This window comes from Oceanobacillus sp. FSL W7-1309, from assembly GCF_038002145.1.
Taxonomy (GTDB): Bacteria; Bacillota; Bacilli; order Bacillales; family Amphibacillaceae; genus Oceanobacillus; species Oceanobacillus profundus.
Window position 1 is genome coordinate 317,180 of record NZ_JBBOBX010000002.1, and the last position, 20,341, is coordinate 337,520.

Consider the following 20,341-nt stretch of genomic DNA (forward strand, 5'->3'; position numbering starts at 1 on the left):
TAATTTCAGAAAAGCTATGAACAATATAATTTCCAAGTCATAAAATAAAGAAAACACATGAAACTGATAAAACAAGCTCTGAGAAAGGAAGTGGCGAAGTTGAAATATGTTATGGAAGCGTTAAGGAGAAAAGAGGCTGAAGAGCGACTGCCTGTTATCCGAATGGAGATTGATTATGAGCTGGTAACGCTTTATGATGCGATGCAAGCTAATGATAAAGTTTCAATTATTAAAGCTAAGGAACGTCTAGAGGATTTAAGGAAACAGATGTTACAAATTGAAAATGAGCACGCTTAATAACTGACCCCAATATGTATTGGAAGCATTAAGAAATACTCGAATACATATTGGGGTCATTCATATACAATGACGGGGTCCCTTCATTTTGTTACAATTGGAATTATAATCATAATAGTGGAGGGCGTACATATGGATAAAGCGATTCGCAATGACATATATGATCAAGCTGTAAAATGGGTGTTGGAAGCAGGGACGATCATTCGAGATGAAATGAATGCTCCATTGAACATTGAAACGAAATCAAATCCAAATGATCTTGTTACGGTATTGGACAAACGTATAGAAGCGTTCTTTGTTCAGAACATAAAGGAAAAATATAGCAATCATTTTATTATTGGAGAAGAGGGCTATGGTGATTCCGTTACATCTCTTGATGGAACAATTTGGATTATTGATCCAATTGACGGCACCATGAACTTTGTTCATCAAAGAAGAAACTTTGCAATATCTGTTGGCGTATACCAAGATGGTATTGGTGAAATCGGAATTATTTATGATGTGATGTCAGATGTGCTGTACCATGCGAAAAAGGGCGAAGGAGCTTACAAAAATAATCAGCAGTTACCTCAGCTTACTTCAGATGTTAAATTAACAAATGCAATTATAGGAATGAACCATTTTTGGTTGTGTGAGAATAGACTTATAGATGAAAAAACGATGCAGAATTTTGTGAAGAAAGTACGAGGCACGAGAACGTATGGATCTGCTGCATTAGAGTTTGCTTATACGGCAGAAGGAATTGAAAACGGATATTTATCCATCGGACTCGCGCCGTGGGATGTAGCAGCTGGTATTGTCATTGTGAATGAAGTTGGCGGTGTGACGAGTGATATAGATGGAAATGAAGTGAATATGCTTGAAAAAACATCGATACTTACTTGTAATCCGATCTTGAAGGACGAAATAATAACCTTTATCCGAAATGGAAGAAAGTGACGGGATTTTCGTCACTTTCTTCTTTTCTTTAATGATAAACCATAACCGAAAATTGCAAATCCGAGTATTAGGAATAATAAAATAAACCAAATATTGCGGAAAGCGATAGCGAGTCCAACAAGAAAGAACATCGCAACAACAAGAATAGCTAATAAAAGCATAGGAACATTAATATTCTTCATTTAAGCACCTCTATTTCAATAAATAGTATATATGAAAAAAACGTTTTCTTCAAAAAAAGTTAGACTAATAGAGAATACTATTTTTCGTGCTGTACAAATATAAATTAAAATATGACCTTACGCTTGTTAGTGGCAGGAATATAAAAGATTTAGTATGATAATAGAAGAGCTTAGTGAATATTGGGGGATACATATGGATGGCTTTAGGTTTGTATTTGATTTTGTAGTAGAAAAAAATGGTGTAGAGAATATATTTTGGATATTTTATGTAATGAATTTTATTCTTTGTGCAATTGCTTATGAACTTGGGTTTGCTCGTAAATTGTCACCGCTAAAAAAGCTTTTTGTTTATATTTTATTGTTAATTGGAACCTATATATTAACAATATTTACTACTGTAATGCGTATGCCAACAATTGAAAGCCTTATCGTTATTATTTTTATATTGGCAGTATATAGAATTAGACTTCATTACCAGAGAAAAGCAGATAATAAATAAAAAACGCCAATTTTGGCGTTTTTTTATTAGAGGAAACGATAAACTTTAAAAAATTGGAAATAGACTACAAGTACTGGTCCACTTTTTTATTTTCGCGATAAAGTCTAAAATTTCCTGTAGAAAGTCTTTCGTTAGTTTTAACCTCAATTCGGCCATAGCAACTATTACACAGATACATATATATTCTTCTGTTTCTTAGTCGTTTTGCTTGAAGGCAATAATCTTCAATTTCTTCCACTTTATCACAAAGAGAGCACTTTACTTGCATTCTTTCACCTCTTACTTCAAAAAATAATCTGTATTTAAAAACTTCTTGTAAGTAGTATATCACAAGATATTCACTTTAGTAGGAGATCTTTTATGTTTGATAAGAACTATTCGGGGGAAGATAAGTATAAACTTAACAATATCTATTTAAAATGAAAGGAAGATTTCATGAAAAAAAGATATGTATTATCAGCAGTAGGAGCACTAGGTGCAGGAGTAGCAGGTTACTATTTAAAGGATGAACAAAATCGTAATAAAATTAAAGAGGCTGCAAACGTTGTTGCATCGAAGTTTAAACAAAATTCGCATTCGGATGATCATGATCATACATTTGAAAGCTCAGGTGTACCGGATCAATTAGAGGAGAAAGATTTGGAGCAGCTAGAAAATTCCAAAATGGTATCAGAAGGATCACAGTTTGGTGTACAGTATTACAATGAAAAGAAAGAAGAAAACACTTCACGTAACCAAGAAGAGATATAAGGTAACCCAGGCTTCTATAAGAAGCCTGGGTTTTATTCTGCACGATTGTCATGGTGATTAGATTGTTCACCTTCGATATCATCCAGCTTTTGTTGCTCTTCATCAGATAATATTTCTTTGTTTTGGTCTGGTTCGGCAGGTGGGTTGTTCATGATTGGAAATTCAGGCATATAGCGACCTACAATCGCTGCAAGTTCATCTACAAATCCTTGAACAGGATGGCCTTGTGCCATTTTGTCTCCCATTCCCCTAATCCTCTCCATAACATCAGCATCGGCTACTACGATAGCTGTTTTTCCATATGGATCATGATAGAGTGCTTCGGAAACAGAATATTTAATTGTTCCTACCCGTGATCGATCAAGATCTTTATCAACATCAATCCCAACCACAGTGTAAGGACCAGCGACAATTGCAGCAGCATCATCCACACTTGGAACATCGCTAGCTACATTGGCTAGATGATTTGCAATTTCGGTATTGCTTAAATCTTCAAGTTTTGTTGGGTCTGAGTTTTTAACTTGGACTAATTGATTGTTTTCTTGTTCTTCTGCCAATGGGGGATCCTCCTGTTGTCCACAAGCTGCCAGGAGTATAATTCCAACCAAAAATAATAATGTAAAATGCGGCTTCATTCAGCATTCCTCCTAATTATAGTAGCTGATGCCCTTATTTTGGTTAGAATAAATGAAAATATACAGTGAAGGATATAATTATATTGGTTGGCAGGAAAGTAAGTATAAAACTTTCTTACTGCGTATATGCAACTATCGCAAGAACTTGGCGAATACGATTTTTTCTAATGAAAAAAATCTGCAATGCATGCAGATTTTTAGTGAATGATAATTTGTTTTATATTGGTTATTGGCTTGTCTTTATTTGATCCATCTTGGTAGAAAAAGTGAACAGGACCATTTTCTTTAATTGGTTTTCCGTCAATCGCAAAAAGAAAGTAGCCATTTTCGAGGTCAGCTATTGATATTTCCGTTTCTACCTCATCTGATACTAAAATAGCGTGCGTTGCACTGGCTTTAACTTCTGCATTTTTTATGAAATCATGCAATGGCATGACATAGGAATTTTTTAAAATTGTTTCTCCTTCTAATTTTGAGATACTCCTGTTTACAGGAGGACGATTCATTTTAACATCAAAAACTTCTCGGTTGAATCGTTGAGATGCTAATTCTAAATCATCAACTTCTTCCGAATTCCTGCCCTTGTCGGAAAAAGCGTCGCTCAGCAATATTTTTCTATCATCGAAAATCCATACGGTAGGATCTAAAGTGATGGAATAGAAAACGTTTCCCATAATCGGTACAATCATTATTTCACCCCTAATTCTGTATCTTCATCAAGAATAGCAGACATAAACAAATATTTCACCTGTAAAGAATTATTTTTTATAAAAATTTTACGCTTTTGTTTGCATTTTCTTGTAGCTAACGCTAATATAATATACAAAGAAGTCTTTCTAACGGAGGGGATTTTATTGATGCCAGAGGCGACTATTGATCACCGTGAAAAAGCCCATGCCCTTCTTAAGGCTGACGCTGACAACATATTACGACTAATTGAAGTTCAAATAGAGAATTTAACGATGCCACAATGTCCAGTCTACGAAGATGTTTTGGACACGCAAATGTTTGGTCTCTCGAGGGAAATTGATTTTGCTGTGCGTCTAGACTTAATCAGCGAGAACGAAGGAAGAGCACTTCTTGAAAATCTTGAGAAGAAGCTTAATATATTGCATGAAGCTTCACAAAATTCGGTTTGATTAAGCAGTCCATTGTATTGGCTTAATGATGTGATGTGACAAAGCAAAACTTTGCCAGTAAGTAAGCGGCAAGGTTTTTTTGTTTAATTGTAAGGAATATAAAGGAATTTAAATAGGAATTTATAGGTGAATTTGAAAAAATAATAACAATTTAGAAGACGCGACTTACAAAAATGTGTTATAGTTATTTAAATTTCTTTTCATCGATACTTAAAGTTCGTGTTTGAAAAAAGAGGATAAAAGGACCGAGAAGTTCGAGGCGGCGCAAGACCTGGAATCCGCAGGGTTTGTTGACTCGACTTTCGACACAGGAAGTGTCAGAAGTTAGTTAGTCGATGTTCCTCCGATCTTGATGTGTCATTTTTACCGAACTTTTTGAACAACCTCTTAAAAAACATATGGTTGGGAGAAGTAGGATGCTTAAGAGATTAAAAGACTACGATTTTACCTTAATGATTACACCAATACTATTAGCTGGGTTTGGAATTGTTATGATTTATAGCGCGAGTATGGTGACAGCTGTTGTGGAAGGAAATGAAAGTACCCATTATTTAATACGTCAATCGATTTGGTTTGTAGTCGGAATGATAGGTTTTATCATCTGTAGTATATTTCCATACAAATACTATCAGAAGCTAATGAAGTTTATTATTTTGTTTATTGTAATCTTGCTTGTTGCTGTGCTTATTTTCGGAAATTCCGTAAATAACGCGAAATCATGGTTCCAGATTGGTCCAGCTAGTATGCAGCCGGCTGAATTTGCGAAGCTCGGTCTGATTATGTATTTGGCTTCCATCTATTCGAAGAAACAAGCATACATAAGTCAGTTTAATACAGGTGTATTACCACCGCTTATACTTACAGGGATTATTTTAGGATTAATTGTTCTTCAACCAGATATCGGAACCGCATCGATTATTTTCTTGATTGCTTGTACTGTTATATTTAGTTCAGGAATACGATTAAAGCACTTATCAATCTTAATCGCTATCGGTGTTGGATTAGCTATATTAGCAGTGCCTTTTTTAGTGACTGATGAAAGGTTGTCTCGATTTACAGGAGCTTACCAGCCTTTTGCAACACCAGATTCTGATGGGTATCAATTAATCCAATCCTATGTAGCAATTGGTGTTGGGGGATTAACTGGGGAAGGACTAGGTCAAAGCGTACAAAAGTTAGGCTATCTGGTGGAAGCTCATACGGATTTCATTATGGCGATTGTAGCAGAAGAGCTAGGTTTTATTGGCGTACTTATTGTGTTAGGAATGCTAGCAATCATTGTATTGCGTGGTATTTTTATAGCTAGAAAATGCAATGATAGTTTCGGAGCATTACTAGCATTAGGAATTTCTTCCATGGTTGGAATTCAAACATTTATTAACCTTGGATCTATTAGTGGACTGCTACCGATTACCGGTGTACCACTTCCGTTTGTTAGTTATGGAGGCTCATCACTTCTCATCATGTTAATCTCAATGGGAATTCTTAACAATATTGCAAGTGCTGTTAAGAAGCAAGAAATTGATGGAACAAAAGAGAAGTCGAATGTAGAAAGAAAAACGATTAATTATAACAGGAGTGATAGAAGATGGCAGAATTAAAACAGATCAAAAAAGTACTGGTTGCTAACCGAGGAGAGATTGCAATTCGGGTGTTTCGGGCTTGCACAGAACTAAACATCCGTACTGTAGCGGTTTATTCGAATGAAGATTCCGCGTCCTTTCATCGTTTTAAAGCAGATGAAGCATATTTAATCGGTAAAGGAAAAAAGCCAATCGATGCTTACTTAGATATTGAAGGAATTATTGATCTTGCAAAAGAAGTACAAGTTGATGCGATTCATCCTGGCTATGGTTTTTTATCGGAAAATATTAACTTTGCAAGACGTTGTGAAGAAGAGGGAATTATCTTTATTGGACCTACTAGCGAACATTTAAACATGTTTGGAGATAAAGTAAAAGCAAGAGAGCAAGCGGAGATAGCGAATCTACCGATTATTCCTGGTAGTGGCGGTGCTATAGCAACTGTCCGAGATGTTGAAGCTTTTGGAGAGGAACACGGATATCCAATTATCATTAAAGCATCATTAGGCGGTGGTGGACGTGGTATGCGAATTGTTCGTGATGCAAATGAAGTCCGCGAGGCATACGATCGTGCTAAGTCCGAAGCAAAAGCTGCTTTTGGGAATGATGAAATATATGTAGAGAAATTCATTGAAAATCCTAAACATATCGAAGTACAAATCCTTGGAGATCAGCATGGAAATATTGTTCATCTTCATGAAAGAGATTGTTCTGTACAGCGCAGACATCAAAAAGTAATCGAAGTTGCGCCAAGTTTGTCTCTTTCAGATGACTTACGAGAACGCATTTGTAATGCTGCAGTTGACTTGATGAAAAATGTAGGTTACATAAATGCTGGAACTGTTGAATTCCTTGTTACGAATGATGATTTTTATTTTATTGAAGTTAACCCCCGTGTACAGGTAGAACATACTATCACAGAAATGATTACTGGTATTGACGTTGTTCAAACACAAATTAAAGTGGCAGACGGATACAGCCTGCATGATGAATCTGTTGGAGTACCAGCACAAGAAGAAATTACAATTCACGGTTATGCAATCCAGTCCAGGATTACGACAGAGGATCCACTGAATAACTTTATGCCAGATACGGGTAGAATTAATGCATACCGTAGTGGTGGAGGTTTTGGTGTACGGCTAGATGCTGGAAATGCCTATCAAGGTGCAGTCATATCACCGCATTATGATTCTTTACTAGTTAAAGTTTCAACGTGGGCATTGACCTTTGAGCAAGCTGCAATTAAAATGGTGCGAAATTTAAAGGAATTCCGAATTCGTGGTATTAAAACGAATATCCATTTCTTGGAAAATGTAATTTTGCATGAGAAATTCATGTCTGGTCAATATGACACAACATTTATTGATAATACACCAGAGCTATTCGTCTTTCCGAAACGTAAAGACCGTGGCACAAAGATGCTTACCTATATTGCGAATACAACGCTCAATGGGGCAGAGGGGATTACGAAAAAGAAAAAGCCTGAATTTTCGCCATTACTTATTCCAGAAGTAGATTCTCATCAAGAAATCCCTGCTGGAACGAAACAAATTTTAGATGAAAAAGGCCCAGAAGGGTTAGCACAGTGGTTGAAGGATCAGAAGGAAGTATTATTAACAGATACTACATTCCGTGATGCCCACCAATCACTACTTGCAACAAGGATTAGAACGACGGACTTGCTGCATATTGCTGAACCGACTGCGCGTTTATTACCAAATCTCTTTTCTGTCGAGATGTGGGGCGGAGCTACGTTCGATGTAGCATACCGTTTCCTAAAAGAAGATCCATGGACTAGACTACTCGCTCTACGTGAGAAAATGCCAAATGTACTATTCCAAATGCTATTACGTTCGAGCAATGCTGTAGGGTATAAAAACTATCCAGATAATTTAATTCGCGAATTTGTAGAGAAGAGTTCCAATGCAGGTATTGATGTTTTCCGTATTTTCGATAGCTTGAATTGGGTTGAGGGAATGAAGCTGGCAATTGAATCGGTTCGTGAAAATAACAAAATTGCAGAGGCGACAATTTGTTATACTGGCGATATACTCGATAAAGGTCGGGAAAAATATGATATTAATTACTACAAAAACATGGCGAAAGAGCTGGAACAATCTGGTGCCCATATTTTAGGGATTAAAGATATGGCTGGATTGTTAAAACCAGAAGCAGCCTATCAGTTGATATCTAGCCTTAAAGAAACGATCGATCTTCCAATCCACCTTCATACACATGATACGAGTGGAAACGGTGTTTATACGTATGCTAGAGCAATCGATGCAGGAGTAGATGTGGTCGATGTTGCTACTGGTTCGATGTCGGGATTAACTTCACAACCTAGTGCGCAGACACTTTATCATGCACTAGAAGGAAGCGCACGCGGGCCACAGGTTGATATTAATGCATATGAAGAAATCTCACATTATTGGGAAGGCATTAGAGAATACTATCAGGATTTTGAAAGTGGAATGAAAGCACCACATACAGAAATTTATTTCCATGAAATGCCTGGAGGACAATACAGTAATCTAAAACAGCAAGCGAAGGCTGTTGGACTTGGAAATCGTTGGAATGAAGTCAAAACAATGTTCCGCAAAGTTAATGACATGTTTGGAGACATTGTAAAAGTAACACCATCTTCAAAAGTAATTGGTGATATGACATTATTTATGGTACAGAACAATTTATCCGAAGCAGATATTTATGAAAAAGGACATTCAATTGATTTCCCGGATTCTGTTATTGAGTTTGCGCAAGGGTATATTGGTCAGCCATATCAAGGCTTCCCAGAAAAATTGCAGGAGATTATTCTTAAGGGGAGAAAAGCAATTACGGTTCGACCTGGGGAATTATTAGAATCAATTGATTTTGAGGGCTTAAGAGACGAACTATTTAAATCTTTGGATCGACAAGTAACTAGCTTTGATTTGATTGCCTATGCATTATATCCAAAAGTGTTTATGGATTATCATAATTTCTGTGAAAACTATGGAGATATGTCTGTGTTAGATACACCTACGTTCTTCTACGGAATGAACTTAGGTGAAGAAATTGAAGTAGAGATAGAAAAGGGAAAAACCTTAATTGTGAAACTTGTTTCTATTTCTGAACCTAAAGATGATGGTACACGAGTTTTCTATTTTGAATTAAATGGACAATCGCGTGAAATCAGAGTAAGAGATAACAGTGTTGAGTCCTTGCTTTCAACAAGACCAAAAGTCGATAAATCAAATGAAAAGCAAATTGGTGCGACAATGCCAGGAACTGTACTTGCAGTTAATTGTTCAAAGGGAGATTCAGTTGAAAAAGGTGAACACATTTTAACAACGGAGGCAATGAAAATGGAAACAACTATTCAAGCTCCGTATGCAGGTGTCATCAAGGCGATTCATGTAGATGCTGGAGAATCAATTGAAGTGAATGATTTGTTAATTGAGTTTGAATAATATTTGAATGGTAGTGTGTCTCTGATTTAATGAAATTATTATAATCGGAGACTCTCCACTAGCTTTTAATTGTTTTATAGACCCTTTGATGCAATTCAGCAGAAAAGATCTCAAATGTTACTAGAAAAAAGAAAAAACAGGGATGGCTATTTAGCCATTCCTGTTTTTTCTTTTTTAGCACTTCTATTAGAAAGTAGGATGAAATAACTAAGCATTCCAAAGTAGCAGGAGATCACTAATGCGTGCATAAGTGCTACGCCAAGATTAAGTAAAGTAAATATAATCAATGCTCCAAATAGAACCTGCAGGAAAATCAAAAAGAAAGTAATAATCCATCCCCAATACATTACATTGTTGAAACGGTAGTTTTTAATCATATTAAGCATCAGGATAAACGTCCAGATAAATAGTATCCCTGCTGCAAATCGGTGTCCCATTTGTACCCACTGATTAAAATCATAATCAGAAAACGAGAGGGGGGAGGTGTTCGTACAAAATGGCCAGTCACCACAAACAAGATTTGATTCAGTATGCCGTACTAGTGCACCTGTATACACAACAATCATTGTATAAATGGATAGTGCGTAAATATGCAAACGATGACTTTTTTTAATGAATAGCGACTCGGTATGTAATTTCTTATCTAATTCAAAAATTAGCAGCATAAGCAGAAAGACTGCTGCAAACGATACTAAAGATATTCCAAAATGGGCAGCGAGAACAAAATCTGACTGTCCCCAAACAACAGCTGCTGCACCAATTAAAGCTTGCAGGACAATAAAGAAAACAGAAGAAAATGCTAGGAATTTTACTTCTCGAACATGACCAATTTTAATCCAAGATAAAATTGCAAGCGTTAATACAACGATCCCAGCTACTCCAGAAACAGCTCGATGGCTTAATTCAATTACCATTTCAAAAGTGAATTCAGAGGGTATTAATTCACCTTCACAAAGCGGCCAGCTATCTCCACAACCATCCGCTGATCCGGTCTTTGTAACTAATGCTCCTCCTAATAGAAGAAAAAGCATTAAAATTGTTGCAATTAATGATAAGGTTCGTAAAAATTTAATCATACACTCAACAGCCTCACTTCTAATGATTAAAAACTATAATAGGATGTTCAAAAAGTCTGGTAAAAATGACATATTGAGAGCAGGAGACCTTCGACTACGCACCAACACGTTCTGTGTCGAACATCAAAGTCACCATAACACACGCGAGAAGCTCGATGGCGATGGCTTCTACTTAAAAACGCCCACGTCCTGGGGCGACACAGAAGTCAACACATCCTAAGTAAGCCCGATATTGGGGAACTAAGCCGCCTTGAACTTCTTGGTCCTTCATTTTCACCTTTTTAATGCGCACTATAAAAACTTTCAATAGATTAATCATAATAGCAGATTAACTTTTATTGCAACGAAATTAGCTTAGAAACTACTATTTATACGCACAATTGTAATAGTATCATGTTTTACATACGTTTTCACTATGCAAATAAGAAAAAAGCTTGCATTAATTTACGTTGTTTGCTAGAAATAGTATAGGGATGTTCGCTATCATCCTAAAAAAATGAGGTTATACATATTTTCAAGTGGTAGTAACGATCCATGAAAAATTCACTTAATTGTCACATATACATTGAAATTATGTTGTAAACTATTTAGTGAATTGATAAGTTAATTAGATTGTAATTTAATTCCGTGATACAATAAGACTTAGAATCAGAATTCATGGAATGAAGAAGACTTCTGGTTATTTAACGTGTCTTTTTGTCGGGGTTAAAGGGGGGAAATTAATGAATAAAGCGGAAACATCGTATTCTGAAATAATCGGCGATGCAGCATTGACCAACAAGGAAAAAATTGGAGTGTTTCTTAATGAAATAAAAGCGCTTATAAAAATAGGCATTGTAAACTCGAATATGATTACTGTCTTTGCCGGTTTTTGGTTAGCAGTTCATTTTTCGAACTCTTCCTTTATATCCCATTGGGGAACTTTTTTACTCACAATGGTTGGTAGTGTGCTCGTTATTGCTGGTGGCTGTATTATCAATAATTGGTATGATGCAGACATTGATCCTAAAATGAATAGAACTAAGAAACGACCGACGGTTACTGGATTTATATCTTTGAAAACAGCGTTAATTGCTGGGCTTGTAACGACTGCGGTAGGATTAATTATGTTATTGTTTACAACACTATTAGCTGCACTTTTTGCTTTTATAGGATGGTTTGTTTATGTCGTATTGTATACAATGTGGTCAAAGCGTCGTTATACATTAAACACGGCAATCGGAAGTATTTCAGGTGCTATGCCGCCACTAATCGGTTGGGCAGCATTTGATCCTTCGCTGCATATTGTTCCTACTGTTATGTTTTTAATTATGTTTATCTGGCAAACACCGCATTTTCTTGCTTTAGCAATGAAAAAAACCGAAGATTACCGAGCGGCTGGAATACCAATGTTACCTGTCGTGCACGGTTTTGAATTTACAAAACGCCAAATTGTAGTTTATACTGCCTGTCTACTTCCCCTACCATTTTTACTTGCATCACTGGGAACGACTTTTGTTGTTATTGCGGTATTACTTAATATTGGTTGGCTTGTATTAGGGTTTAGAGGCTTCTTTATGAAGGATGATTTGAAATGGGCGAATATCATGTTTATCTATTCTTTAAACTATTTAATTATTTTATTCCCGTTAATGATTATTGTGACATTGCCTATATTTAACTAAACGTTTGTCCTTAAATAAATATATATAAGGAAACAACAAGAAGAAAGAGAGGTATTAATACATGAAAGGTTGGATGGGAAAAACTAAGGCACTATTACTATTTACAATGTTGTCTCTATTTTTGACCGCGTGCGGGAAAGAAAATTTAACTGCACTTGTGCCAAAAGGGTATGGAGCAGAAAGCTCGATGAATTTAATTATTCTCACAACATTAATTATGGTTGGAGTTTTTGTCGTTGTTATGATTATCTACGTTATTGCTTTAGTCCGTTTCCGAAGAAAGAAAGGGCAGGAAGATTTCATTCCAAAGCAAGTAGAAGGGAATCACACATTGGAAACGGTTTGGACAATCATACCGATAGTGCTAGTTTTAATTATGGGTGTACCAACTGTTATTGCTACGTTTGATTTAGCAGATACGTCCAATGCAAGTGAAAACATCAATATTGAGGTTACAGGGAATCAATATTGGTGGCATTTTAATTACGATGGCGAAGAAATCGTAACAAGTCAGGATTTGTATATTCCTACTGGTGAGAGAGTATACCTGAACATGCAGTCCTCAGATGTTATTCACTCGTTTTGGGTACCATCTATTTCAGGGAAAATGGATGTTAGTCCTGAAAACGTAAATACAATGTACATTGAAGCTTTTGAAGAAGGCGTTTACTGGGGGAAATGTGCTGAGCTTTGCGGGCCATCGCACTCATTAATGGACTTTAAAGTAATTGCAGTTAGTCCGGAAGAATATGACCAATGGCTATCTGATATGCAAGCTGTTGATCCTGAGCAAGAGCCGCAGGATACTGTAGCACAAGAAGGTAAAGAATTGTTTGAAGCAAATAACTGTATGGCATGTCATGCTATCGGATCTTCACCTGCTGCAACTGGACCTAATTTAACAAACTTTGGGGACCGTACCACTATTGCTGGTATTTTGGAACCAACAAAAGAAAACCTAATTGATTGGATCATGGATCCTGAGTCAATTAAGCCTGGAAATAAAATGACAGGTGCATATCCGAGCGTTTCAGAAGAAGAGGCAAATAGTATTGCTGAATATTTACTGCAATTAAAACCTTCAGAAATAACACCTGAAAGTGCTGGGAACTAAAAAATATATAATTGGGATGAAAGACACAAAAGGGAGGTTTAAGCTTTGAGTAATGCAGCTACTCAAAAGAGAGCTTTTAGTGCTGTACTATGGGATTACTTGACCACCGTTGACCACAAAAAAGTTGGGATTCTGTACTTAATGGGTGGTGGATTCTTTTTCCTACTAGGTGGACTAGAAGCTCTTATAATTCGAATTCAGTTAATTAAACCTGAGAATGATTTTATTACTGCAGGTTTGTATAATGAAATGATCACGATGCACGGAACAACCATGATATTCCTTGCAGCCACACCATTATTATTTGGTCTTATGAACTATATCATGCCACTGCAAATCGGGGCACGCGACGTTGCTTTTCCATTTTTAAACGCACTCGGATTTTGGTTGTTCTTTTCCGGTGGTATTCTATTAAACTGTAGTTGGTTTTTAGGAGGAGCACCTGATGCAGGGTGGACTGCATATGCACCATTATCGATTCAGTCACCGGGACATGGGACAGACTTTTATGTTATGGGATTACAGCTATCTGGTGCTGGAACATTAATGAGTGGTATTAATTTCCTTGTGACCATCGTTGCGATGCGTGCGCCAGGGATGACTTATATGCGTATGCCATTATTTACATGGACTACTTTTGTAACGAGTGTCCTAACCTTGTTCGCATTTCCTGCATTAACTGTTGGATTGTTCCTACTAATGTTTGACCGTATGTTTGGTTCTGCGTTCTTTGATGTAGCTCTTGGTGGGAACTCCGTAATTTGGCAGCACCTTTTCTGGATATTCGGTCACCCAGAAGTATATATACTGATTTTACCTGTATTTGGGGTGTTTAGTGAGGTTTTACCTACATTCTCTAAGAAGCGATTGTTTGGTTATTCTGCAATGGTATTTGCAACCTTTTTGATTGCGTTTTTAGGATTTATGGTTTGGGCACACCATATGTTTACAGTAGGTTTAGGACCAGTAGCTAACTCCATATTCGCTGTTGCAACGATGGCGATTGCTGTTCCAACAGGTATTAAAATATTTAACTGGTTATTTACGATGTGGGGCGGAAGTATTGTTATTAATTCAGCAATGCTTTGGGCACTGGCATTTATTCCTTCATTTACAATTGGTGGTATGACAGGGGTTATGCTTGGGTCAAACGTTGCGGATTATCAGTACCATGATTCCTACTTCGTTGTTGCTCACTTCCACTATGTAATCGTTGGTGGAGTGGTGTTTGGTCTATTTGCAGCTTGTCACTACTGGTGGCCAAAAATGTTCGGAAGAATTTTACATGAAGGTATGGGTAAATTAGCTTTCTGGACATTCTTTATTGGATTCCATTTAACATTTTTCATCCAGCATTTCCTAGGATTAATGGGTATGCCACGTCGTTATTGGGTGTTCCTGGAAAACCAAGGGCTCGATACTGGGAATTTGATTAGTACGATTGGCGCCTTCTTTATGACAATTGGAACAATAGTTTTTCTTATTAATATTGTTTATACTGCTGTTAAAGGTGAAAAAGCACCTGCAGATCCGTGGGATGCTCGTACATTAGAGTGGACAATTCCTTCACCACCGCCGTTTTATAATTTTAAACAAATGCCTTTAGTAAGAGGCCTTGATCCATTGTGGATTGAGAAAACAGAAGGAAATGGAAAAATGACTCCTGCAGAGCCATTGGATGAAATTCATATGCCTAACGGATCTATTCTTCCTTTAATTATGACAGCTGGTTTCTTTATCGCATCTTTCGGTTTCATTTATCAAACTGATCATAAAGCTTGGTTAATAGCATTGTATGCTGGTATGGCTATTGCGATTGGTTGTATGGTAATCCGTTCCTTGAAAGATGATCTTGGATTCCATATTTCCAAAGAAGAACTAGAAAGGGAGGCTGACTGAGATGAGTCATGATCATTCCTTAAACCCGAAAACGATGCCAGAAGATCCTTCAAAAGCAACAATGGAAGGAAAACATAAATTTCTAGGTTTATGGTTCTTCCTTGGCGGAGAAACAGTTCTTTTTGCTTGCTTTTTTGGAACGTACCTAGCTTTAAGAAATTCAACGGCTGGTGGTCCAACATCACAAGATTTATTCGGATTAGATTTAGTATTCTTAATGACTGTTCTGTTATTAACAAGCTCACTTACAAGTGTATATGCTATCTACCATATGAAGAATAATGATTTTAAAAAGATGATGCTTTGGTTAGGAATTACAGCATTATTAGGTATTGGCTTCTTAGCTTGTGAGATCTATGAGTTTGCACACTATATTCATGATTATGGATTTACATTCCGTTCATCAGCATTTGGGTCAGCATTCTATACATTAGTTGGTTTCCACGGAGGTCACGTTATTTTCGGACTAAGTTGGCTAATTACGCTAATGGTACGAAATGCTAAAAGAGGATTAAATCTTTATAATGCTCCAAAATTCAATACATTTGCATTGTATTGGCACTTTATTGACGTTGTATGGGTATTCATCTTTACAGTAGTATATCTAATGGGGATGGTGAGTTAATTTATGACGGAAAATACAAGTACCAACAAAATTAATTCGTACCAAAAAGAAAAAAATCGAGAAGAGATGCGAAAGCAAATTATTACTTTCGCATTGATGATTTTCTTTACAATGATTGCCTTCTTCGCAGTTGCCATGGGAATCAGCTCAATGTTTGTTATCCCGCTAATACTTATATTGGCAATTGTCCAAGTTGGGTTCCAATTCTATTACTTCATGCATATGAAAGATAAAGGACATGAATTTCCAGCGTTATTAATTTTCGGTGGAATATGGGTTACGTTCTTAGTTGGAGTTACGTTTGTAACCATTATTTGGTGGTAAGACAACTTTGGAATCTGAATAGAAAAAGATCGGGATGTACATATCCCGATCTTTTTTTGGCAGATAAAGACGGGGATATAACAAAAGTGTTTAATGTAAAGAAGAACAATACACAAACTTAGCGAAGTATATTTCCAGTGCGCGTTATTGCAATAAACAGGTTCGATTTTTTATATCATAACAATGCTTTTGTCCCAATCTCTATTTGCATAAGTGCAACTAAGCTATTAATAAAAAGCATGTAAGAAGCACATGTATAGTTAGTTACAAAAAACGTTCTCATAAGAATTCGTTTAACAAATGGCAAATTTTCTAAGCAGAAAAGTAGCTAAGCTTAGCTGTCTATATTAGAGGACTCATTTGGAATCCATAATGAATGCTGACTTCTCTAACAAATTTGTCACAATAACGAAAGAATTTATTTGTTTTATACGTTATAATAAAAAGATAATCCACTATATGGAGTGATTAATGATGTGGTTAGAATTACAGATTTTTGGTTTCCGTGCACTGTGGAGTCCCTATTATTTTCTTTTTATCGTTGGTCTTGCTATTTTATACTATTTCATTACAGGAGCTTACCGTCATAAATTTGGTGGGGAAGCTAAACCAACTGGTAAGCAACAACTTCTCTTTTATCTCTCTCTTGTGTTGTTATATATTGTTAAAGGGTCACCTATTGACTTACTTTCACATATTACCTTAACAGCACATATGATTCAAATGGCTATTTACTTACTCGTTGTGCCTATTTTTTTGTTAAAAGGAATCCCAGAATGGATTTGGAGAAAGGTTGTTAATACGCCGGTTATTAAACCTGTGTTCACATTTTTTACGAAGCCACTTATTTCATTGTTGTTATTTAACGTGTTATTCTCTTTTTATCATATGCCAGTAGTTTTCAATCTTGCAAAAGAGTCACAAATTATGCATACATCGACATCGTTGATTTTGTTTATTTCAGCTATTATTGTCTGGTTCCCGTTATTATCTCCGATCAAGGAAATGGACAAGCTGCATCCGTTGATGAAAATGGCTTATATTATTGGAAATAGTGTTTTAATAACACCAGCTTGTGTGCTGATTATCTTTGCACCGGAACCACTTTTTGCTGCTTATTCACAAAACGGTTCATGGCTTCAAGCTTTGGCTTTATGTGTTCCTGGTGATGTACTTCAAGGCTTAGCGCCAGCTCTTTCAGGACCAGAAATGTTTACTAGCATGGGCACAGTGGAGGATCAACAACTGGGCGGCATTATTATGAAAATCATGCAAGAAATTACGTATGGAATCGTATTAGGAACGATATTCTTTAGATGGTTCTCTAAAGAAAGTCAAACTGTTGACCCACTTCCAACGTCTGCAGAATAAGAGAGAAGGATAAAACTTTATCACATGTTATGAAGGCAAGTGGACCATATTGAATAAAGTTTCACTTTATCTAGAAAGGATTCGTGAGTTATGCCATTTTTACCAACGCTAAGTACTTTTTTTATCGTTCTAAGCGCAGTCCTAGTTGCGATTGGATGGATATTAATTGTTAAAGGGAAGAAGAAAGCACATAAGAAGGTTATGCTTTTAGCTGCACTTAGTGCGATTCTATTTTTTATTATTTACATGTCTCGAACAATTTTCGATGGAAACACGAGCTTTGGCGGACCGGAGAATATTAAAATTTATTATACGCTCTTCCTTATTTTCCATATTATTTTAGCAACAACTGGTGCAGTGTTTGGAATTGTAACGATTGTATTAGCATTAAAACGAAATATAGCTAAACATCAAAAAATAGGACCTGTAACGAGCATTATTTGGTTCTTCACTGCTATTACTGGTGTTGCGGTTTACTTATTATTGTATGTTATTTATGATGGTGGCGAAACAACAAGTCTGATTAAGGCTATATTGGGCTTTTAGTACAAGAAACCAGCTGTTTGGTCTAAACAGCTGGTTTCTTGTAGCTTTAACAAAGCTTTTAATTTATTGTTTTACTTTTTATGATGCTGAATTTCCTCAGCAACCTTTGCAACAAGTGTGTGTGCTCTTTCCACTAGACTTTCTGGGAAATTTTCCGCTTCACCATATTCGACACCATGTGGGTAGTAATGCTTGCCGAGCAGTGGTGTTAATAATTTAATAACAGCGTCTCCTCTATCAACATCACCTTCGATAGCATATCCTTGAATACGAATGTAATATGTAACGTTCTTTTCTTGTGACCCAATTTTGTAATCATAAGTAACTCGCTCATAGTCCCATTGTCCTGCACGTATAAATGCATGTTTACCAGTTAAATGATCTAGAGGTCTTAAATCTACAATTGAATCTTCTATGCCCGTATTTTCCAATCTCATTTTTTTCACCTCATATATTAGTCCTCATTGTATAATGATAGTACGAAAACGCTTAATATGCAATTAAAAACCAATTATTATCTATTGAATAGGTATATAATTGCGATAATAAATATAATAATAGGGTAAAGAGAATATAAATCCCCCCACACCTGTTTTCTATGAAATGTGTAGTGGATACATCTGGACCACCCAACTTCTAAGAAAGCGAATGGGAGTTTCCCTCGCTTCGTTTTAGATAGGTCCTCTCTTCTGGTTACGATAGTATGAAGTATAAGATGATACTAATAAAGAAAGGGGGAGTCACCAATGCGAATAATTCAAAGCTTATTTTTTTTAACGTTGCTTGGAATCGCTGTTTTTTATTTTTTGGATAGAACGGAAACTTCACCGGAAGAAGTGGTTCAACAAGTCACAAAAATTGTTAAAGGGAAGCGACATGTATTAGATACAAAAGTTTCTCCGAGTGAAGAAGACACATCAGTCGTCCCATTAGAGGGAAATATATTTCAATGGATAGGTCAAACGAGTGAAGCGCTTGAAGGGAGCTTTGGCGTCCCAGTTCGGATTGATAAAAGTGCCTATGATTACGAATGGTGGGTTTATACGAATTCGACGAACCAGTATGTACAATTTGGAGTAGAAGATAATGTAGTTAAAACCATTTTTGCGACAGGAGAAGGGTTGGATATAAATCCTGTTTATATTGGGCAACCGTATGGGGAGGTTGACCAGGAGTTCAGCTTTTCGGAAGAAGTTTCATATAATAATGGAGTATCATCTTATAAATTTAGAATTTCGAAGGAGGATATACAAGTAAGACCACTTGTAAAATTAAATGATAACACATTTATTCAGCTTTACTTTGATACATTCACTGATAAGCTATCATCACTTCGAGTTTTAACTGCAGATACAATATTAAAGCAACGTCCATATGAAATTGAGTATAGAGGGAAGCTCCCAGACGATCCGATCTTTACGGAAGATGAATGGGAAGAGATTGAAAAGGGAATGGAGCAACAAATTTATGATATTACCAATATAATAAGGCATCGGCATGGCAAGGATAAGTTAGATTGGGAAGAAAGTGTAAGCAATGTAGCATTTCTTCATAGTAAAGACATGGAAGAAAATAATTATTTTTCACATTATAGTTTAAATGGGGATGGACTAAAAGAACGGTTAGAAGCAGGAGAAGTTTTTTATACTGCAGCTGGAGAAAATATTGCTGCTCAATATCCAGATGCACCAGCGGCGATGGAAGGGTGGTTAAATAGCGAAGGGCACCGTGAAGCTTTGTTAAGCAATGATTATACCCACATCGGTGTCGGTGTGCATCGGCTTTATTACACGCAGAATTTTCTCGGTAAACCATTATAATTACAGCTTTTATAACCTGTCAACATGAACAAGAAATCAACATATATAATAGTTGAAAGAAACTGCGGAGTAATGTGCAATTATGGGTTGTGCGTATACCCGCTCGCTGACTACTAGTATAGTATATCGAAACAGAAACGTTGCTCTAACCAGTCGGGTGAGCGTAGGGCGGTGACTCCAGTGGGAACAGCACGTGTCTGAAGACTCATCGGAAGTGATTTTCTTCCGAAGAGGCTGAAGCCGTGCCCACGGAAAGCATCCGCCCGGAGCGATCCCGGATGGCGATTATTGCACGAACTTGAAGAAAACAGCTAGTAAGTTAGTTCGCAGTTTATATATAATCCGTACAGTTTTTGTTTTACATTTTCACATATGAGTGACCTGTGCATAAATTAGTTAGTACAAATGACTATTTATTTTGCAAGGGGT

21 protein-coding genes are annotated in these 20,341 nt (G+C 36.5%); 15 read left to right on the top strand and 6 right to left on the bottom strand.

What is annotated here, in order from left to right; genetic code table 11:
* Nucleotides 1-99 precede the first annotated feature (99 nt).
* Together NST46_RS14225 and NST46_RS14230 are read left to right on the top strand one after the other, a co-directional pair.
* On the top strand, nucleotides 100-297 hold the full coding sequence (locus NST46_RS14225) for a hypothetical protein (RefSeq protein WP_095308446.1): 198 nt from the start codon (nucleotides 100-102) through the stop codon (nucleotides 295-297).
* Nucleotides 298-429: 132 nt separating this feature from the next.
* On the top strand, nucleotides 430-1,236 hold the full coding sequence (locus NST46_RS14230) for an inositol monophosphatase family protein (RefSeq protein ID WP_095308447.1): 807 nt from the start codon (nucleotides 430-432) through the stop codon (nucleotides 1,234-1,236).
* An 11-nt stretch (nucleotides 1,237-1,247) separates the two neighbouring features.
* Here the strand turns inward: NST46_RS14230 and NST46_RS14235 are convergent, their stop codons facing one another.
* Nucleotides 1,248-1,418, bottom strand: a complete 171-nt coding sequence (locus NST46_RS14235; protein WP_158586216.1) for a DUF5325 family protein — start codon at nucleotides 1,416-1,418, stop codon at nucleotides 1,248-1,250.
* Nucleotides 1,419-1,611: 193 nt separating this feature from the next.
* Between NST46_RS14235 and NST46_RS14240 the strand changes: the two genes are divergently transcribed.
* Entirely contained in the window at nucleotides 1,612-1,917 is a 306-nt protein-coding gene (locus tag NST46_RS14240; protein WP_340002011.1) for a YlaH-like family protein, read from the top strand.
* 64 nt (nucleotides 1,918-1,981) lie between these two features.
* Here NST46_RS14240 and NST46_RS14245 read toward each other — a convergent pair whose 3' ends face one another.
* On the bottom strand, nucleotides 1,982-2,185 hold the full coding sequence (locus NST46_RS14245; RefSeq protein WP_095308453.1) for a YlaI family protein: 204 nt from the start codon (nucleotides 2,183-2,185) through the stop codon (nucleotides 1,982-1,984).
* Nucleotides 2,186-2,352: 167 nt separating this feature from the next.
* Here NST46_RS14245 and NST46_RS14250 point away from each other — a divergent pair, with 167 nt between their 5' ends.
* The gene (locus tag NST46_RS14250; protein ID WP_118888974.1) at nucleotides 2,353-2,667 is read left to right on the top strand and encodes a hypothetical protein; all 315 of its coding nucleotides are present in this window, start codon (nucleotides 2,353-2,355) and stop codon (nucleotides 2,665-2,667) included.
* A 32-nt stretch (nucleotides 2,668-2,699) separates the two neighbouring features.
* Here the strand turns inward: NST46_RS14250 and NST46_RS14255 are convergent, their stop codons facing one another.
* Both NST46_RS14255 and NST46_RS14260 read right to left on the bottom strand, forming a co-directional pair.
* Nucleotides 2,700-3,302, bottom strand: coding sequence for a YhcN/YlaJ family sporulation lipoprotein (locus tag NST46_RS14255; protein WP_095308456.1), 603 nt, complete (start codon nucleotides 3,300-3,302; stop codon nucleotides 2,700-2,702).
* A 197-nt stretch (nucleotides 3,303-3,499) separates the two neighbouring features.
* On the bottom strand, nucleotides 3,500-3,991 hold the full coding sequence (locus tag NST46_RS14260; RefSeq protein ID WP_095308457.1) for a hypothetical protein: 492 nt from the start codon (nucleotides 3,989-3,991) through the stop codon (nucleotides 3,500-3,502).
* A 168-nt stretch (nucleotides 3,992-4,159) separates the two neighbouring features.
* Between NST46_RS14260 and NST46_RS14265 the strand changes: the two genes are divergently transcribed.
* The 3 genes from NST46_RS14265 (at nucleotide 4,160) to pyc (ending at nucleotide 9,473) form a co-directional block, all read left to right on the top strand.
* A complete protein-coding gene (locus tag NST46_RS14265) occupies nucleotides 4,160-4,441 on the top strand; it encodes a YlaN family protein (RefSeq protein ID WP_095308458.1) in 282 nt (93 codons plus the stop codon).
* A 416-nt stretch (nucleotides 4,442-4,857) separates the two neighbouring features.
* Nucleotides 4,858-6,042 (top strand): putative lipid II flippase FtsW, encoded by a 1,185-nt coding sequence (gene ftsW / locus NST46_RS14270; RefSeq protein ID WP_095308459.1) that lies wholly within the window; start codon nucleotides 4,858-4,860, stop codon nucleotides 6,040-6,042.
* Nucleotides 6,030-9,473, top strand: a complete 3,444-nt coding sequence (gene pyc / locus NST46_RS14275; RefSeq protein ID WP_118888972.1) for a pyruvate carboxylase — start codon at nucleotides 6,030-6,032, stop codon at nucleotides 9,471-9,473. The genes ftsW and pyc overlap by 13 nt, the downstream gene beginning before the upstream one ends.
* Nucleotides 9,474-9,619: 146 nt before the next feature.
* Here the strand turns inward: pyc and NST46_RS14280 are convergent, their stop codons facing one another.
* Nucleotides 9,620-10,549, bottom strand: a complete 930-nt coding sequence (locus tag NST46_RS14280; RefSeq protein ID WP_095308462.1) for a COX15/CtaA family protein — start codon at nucleotides 10,547-10,549, stop codon at nucleotides 9,620-9,622.
* Nucleotides 10,550-11,271: 722 nt separating this feature from the next.
* On the opposite strand from NST46_RS14280, the gene cyoE reads away from it, so the two are divergent.
* From cyoE to NST46_RS14315, 7 genes are all read left to right on the top strand, one after another.
* Nucleotides 11,272-12,213, top strand: a complete 942-nt coding sequence (gene cyoE / locus NST46_RS14285) for a heme o synthase (protein WP_340002010.1) — start codon at nucleotides 11,272-11,274, stop codon at nucleotides 12,211-12,213.
* A gap of 61 nt (nucleotides 12,214-12,274) precedes the next feature.
* Nucleotides 12,275-13,327, top strand: a complete 1,053-nt coding sequence (gene coxB, locus NST46_RS14290; protein WP_095308464.1) for a cytochrome c oxidase subunit II — start codon at nucleotides 12,275-12,277, stop codon at nucleotides 13,325-13,327.
* A 45-nt stretch (nucleotides 13,328-13,372) separates the two neighbouring features.
* Nucleotides 13,373-15,226 (top strand): cytochrome c oxidase subunit I, encoded by a 1,854-nt coding sequence (gene ctaD, locus NST46_RS14295; protein WP_095308465.1) that lies wholly within the window; start codon nucleotides 13,373-13,375, stop codon nucleotides 15,224-15,226.
* 1 nt (nucleotide 15,227) lies between these two features.
* A complete protein-coding gene (locus tag NST46_RS14300) occupies nucleotides 15,228-15,851 on the top strand; it encodes a cytochrome (ubi)quinol oxidase subunit III (protein WP_095308466.1) in 624 nt (207 codons plus the stop codon).
* A 3-nt stretch (nucleotides 15,852-15,854) separates the two neighbouring features.
* Nucleotides 15,855-16,175 (top strand): cytochrome c oxidase subunit IVB, encoded by a 321-nt coding sequence (gene ctaF, locus NST46_RS14305; protein ID WP_095308467.1) that lies wholly within the window; start codon nucleotides 15,855-15,857, stop codon nucleotides 16,173-16,175.
* 474 nt (nucleotides 16,176-16,649) lie between these two features.
* Nucleotides 16,650-17,546 (top strand): cytochrome c oxidase assembly factor CtaG, encoded by an 897-nt coding sequence (gene ctaG, locus NST46_RS14310; protein ID WP_095308469.1) that lies wholly within the window; start codon nucleotides 16,650-16,652, stop codon nucleotides 17,544-17,546.
* 90 nt (nucleotides 17,547-17,636) lie between these two features.
* Nucleotides 17,637-18,092 (top strand): DUF420 domain-containing protein, encoded by a 456-nt coding sequence (locus NST46_RS14315; RefSeq protein ID WP_095308470.1) that lies wholly within the window; start codon nucleotides 17,637-17,639, stop codon nucleotides 18,090-18,092.
* A gap of 71 nt (nucleotides 18,093-18,163) precedes the next feature.
* Here NST46_RS14315 and NST46_RS14320 read toward each other — a convergent pair whose 3' ends face one another.
* Entirely contained in the window at nucleotides 18,164-18,529 is a 366-nt protein-coding gene (locus tag NST46_RS14320) for a YugN family protein (protein ID WP_095308471.1), read from the bottom strand.
* 309 nt (nucleotides 18,530-18,838) lie between these two features.
* Between NST46_RS14320 and NST46_RS14325 the strand changes: the two genes are divergently transcribed.
* Nucleotides 18,839-19,912, top strand: coding sequence for a CAP domain-containing protein (locus tag NST46_RS14325; RefSeq protein WP_340002009.1), 1,074 nt, complete (start codon nucleotides 18,839-18,841; stop codon nucleotides 19,910-19,912).
* Nucleotides 19,913-20,341: the final 429 nt, after the last annotated feature.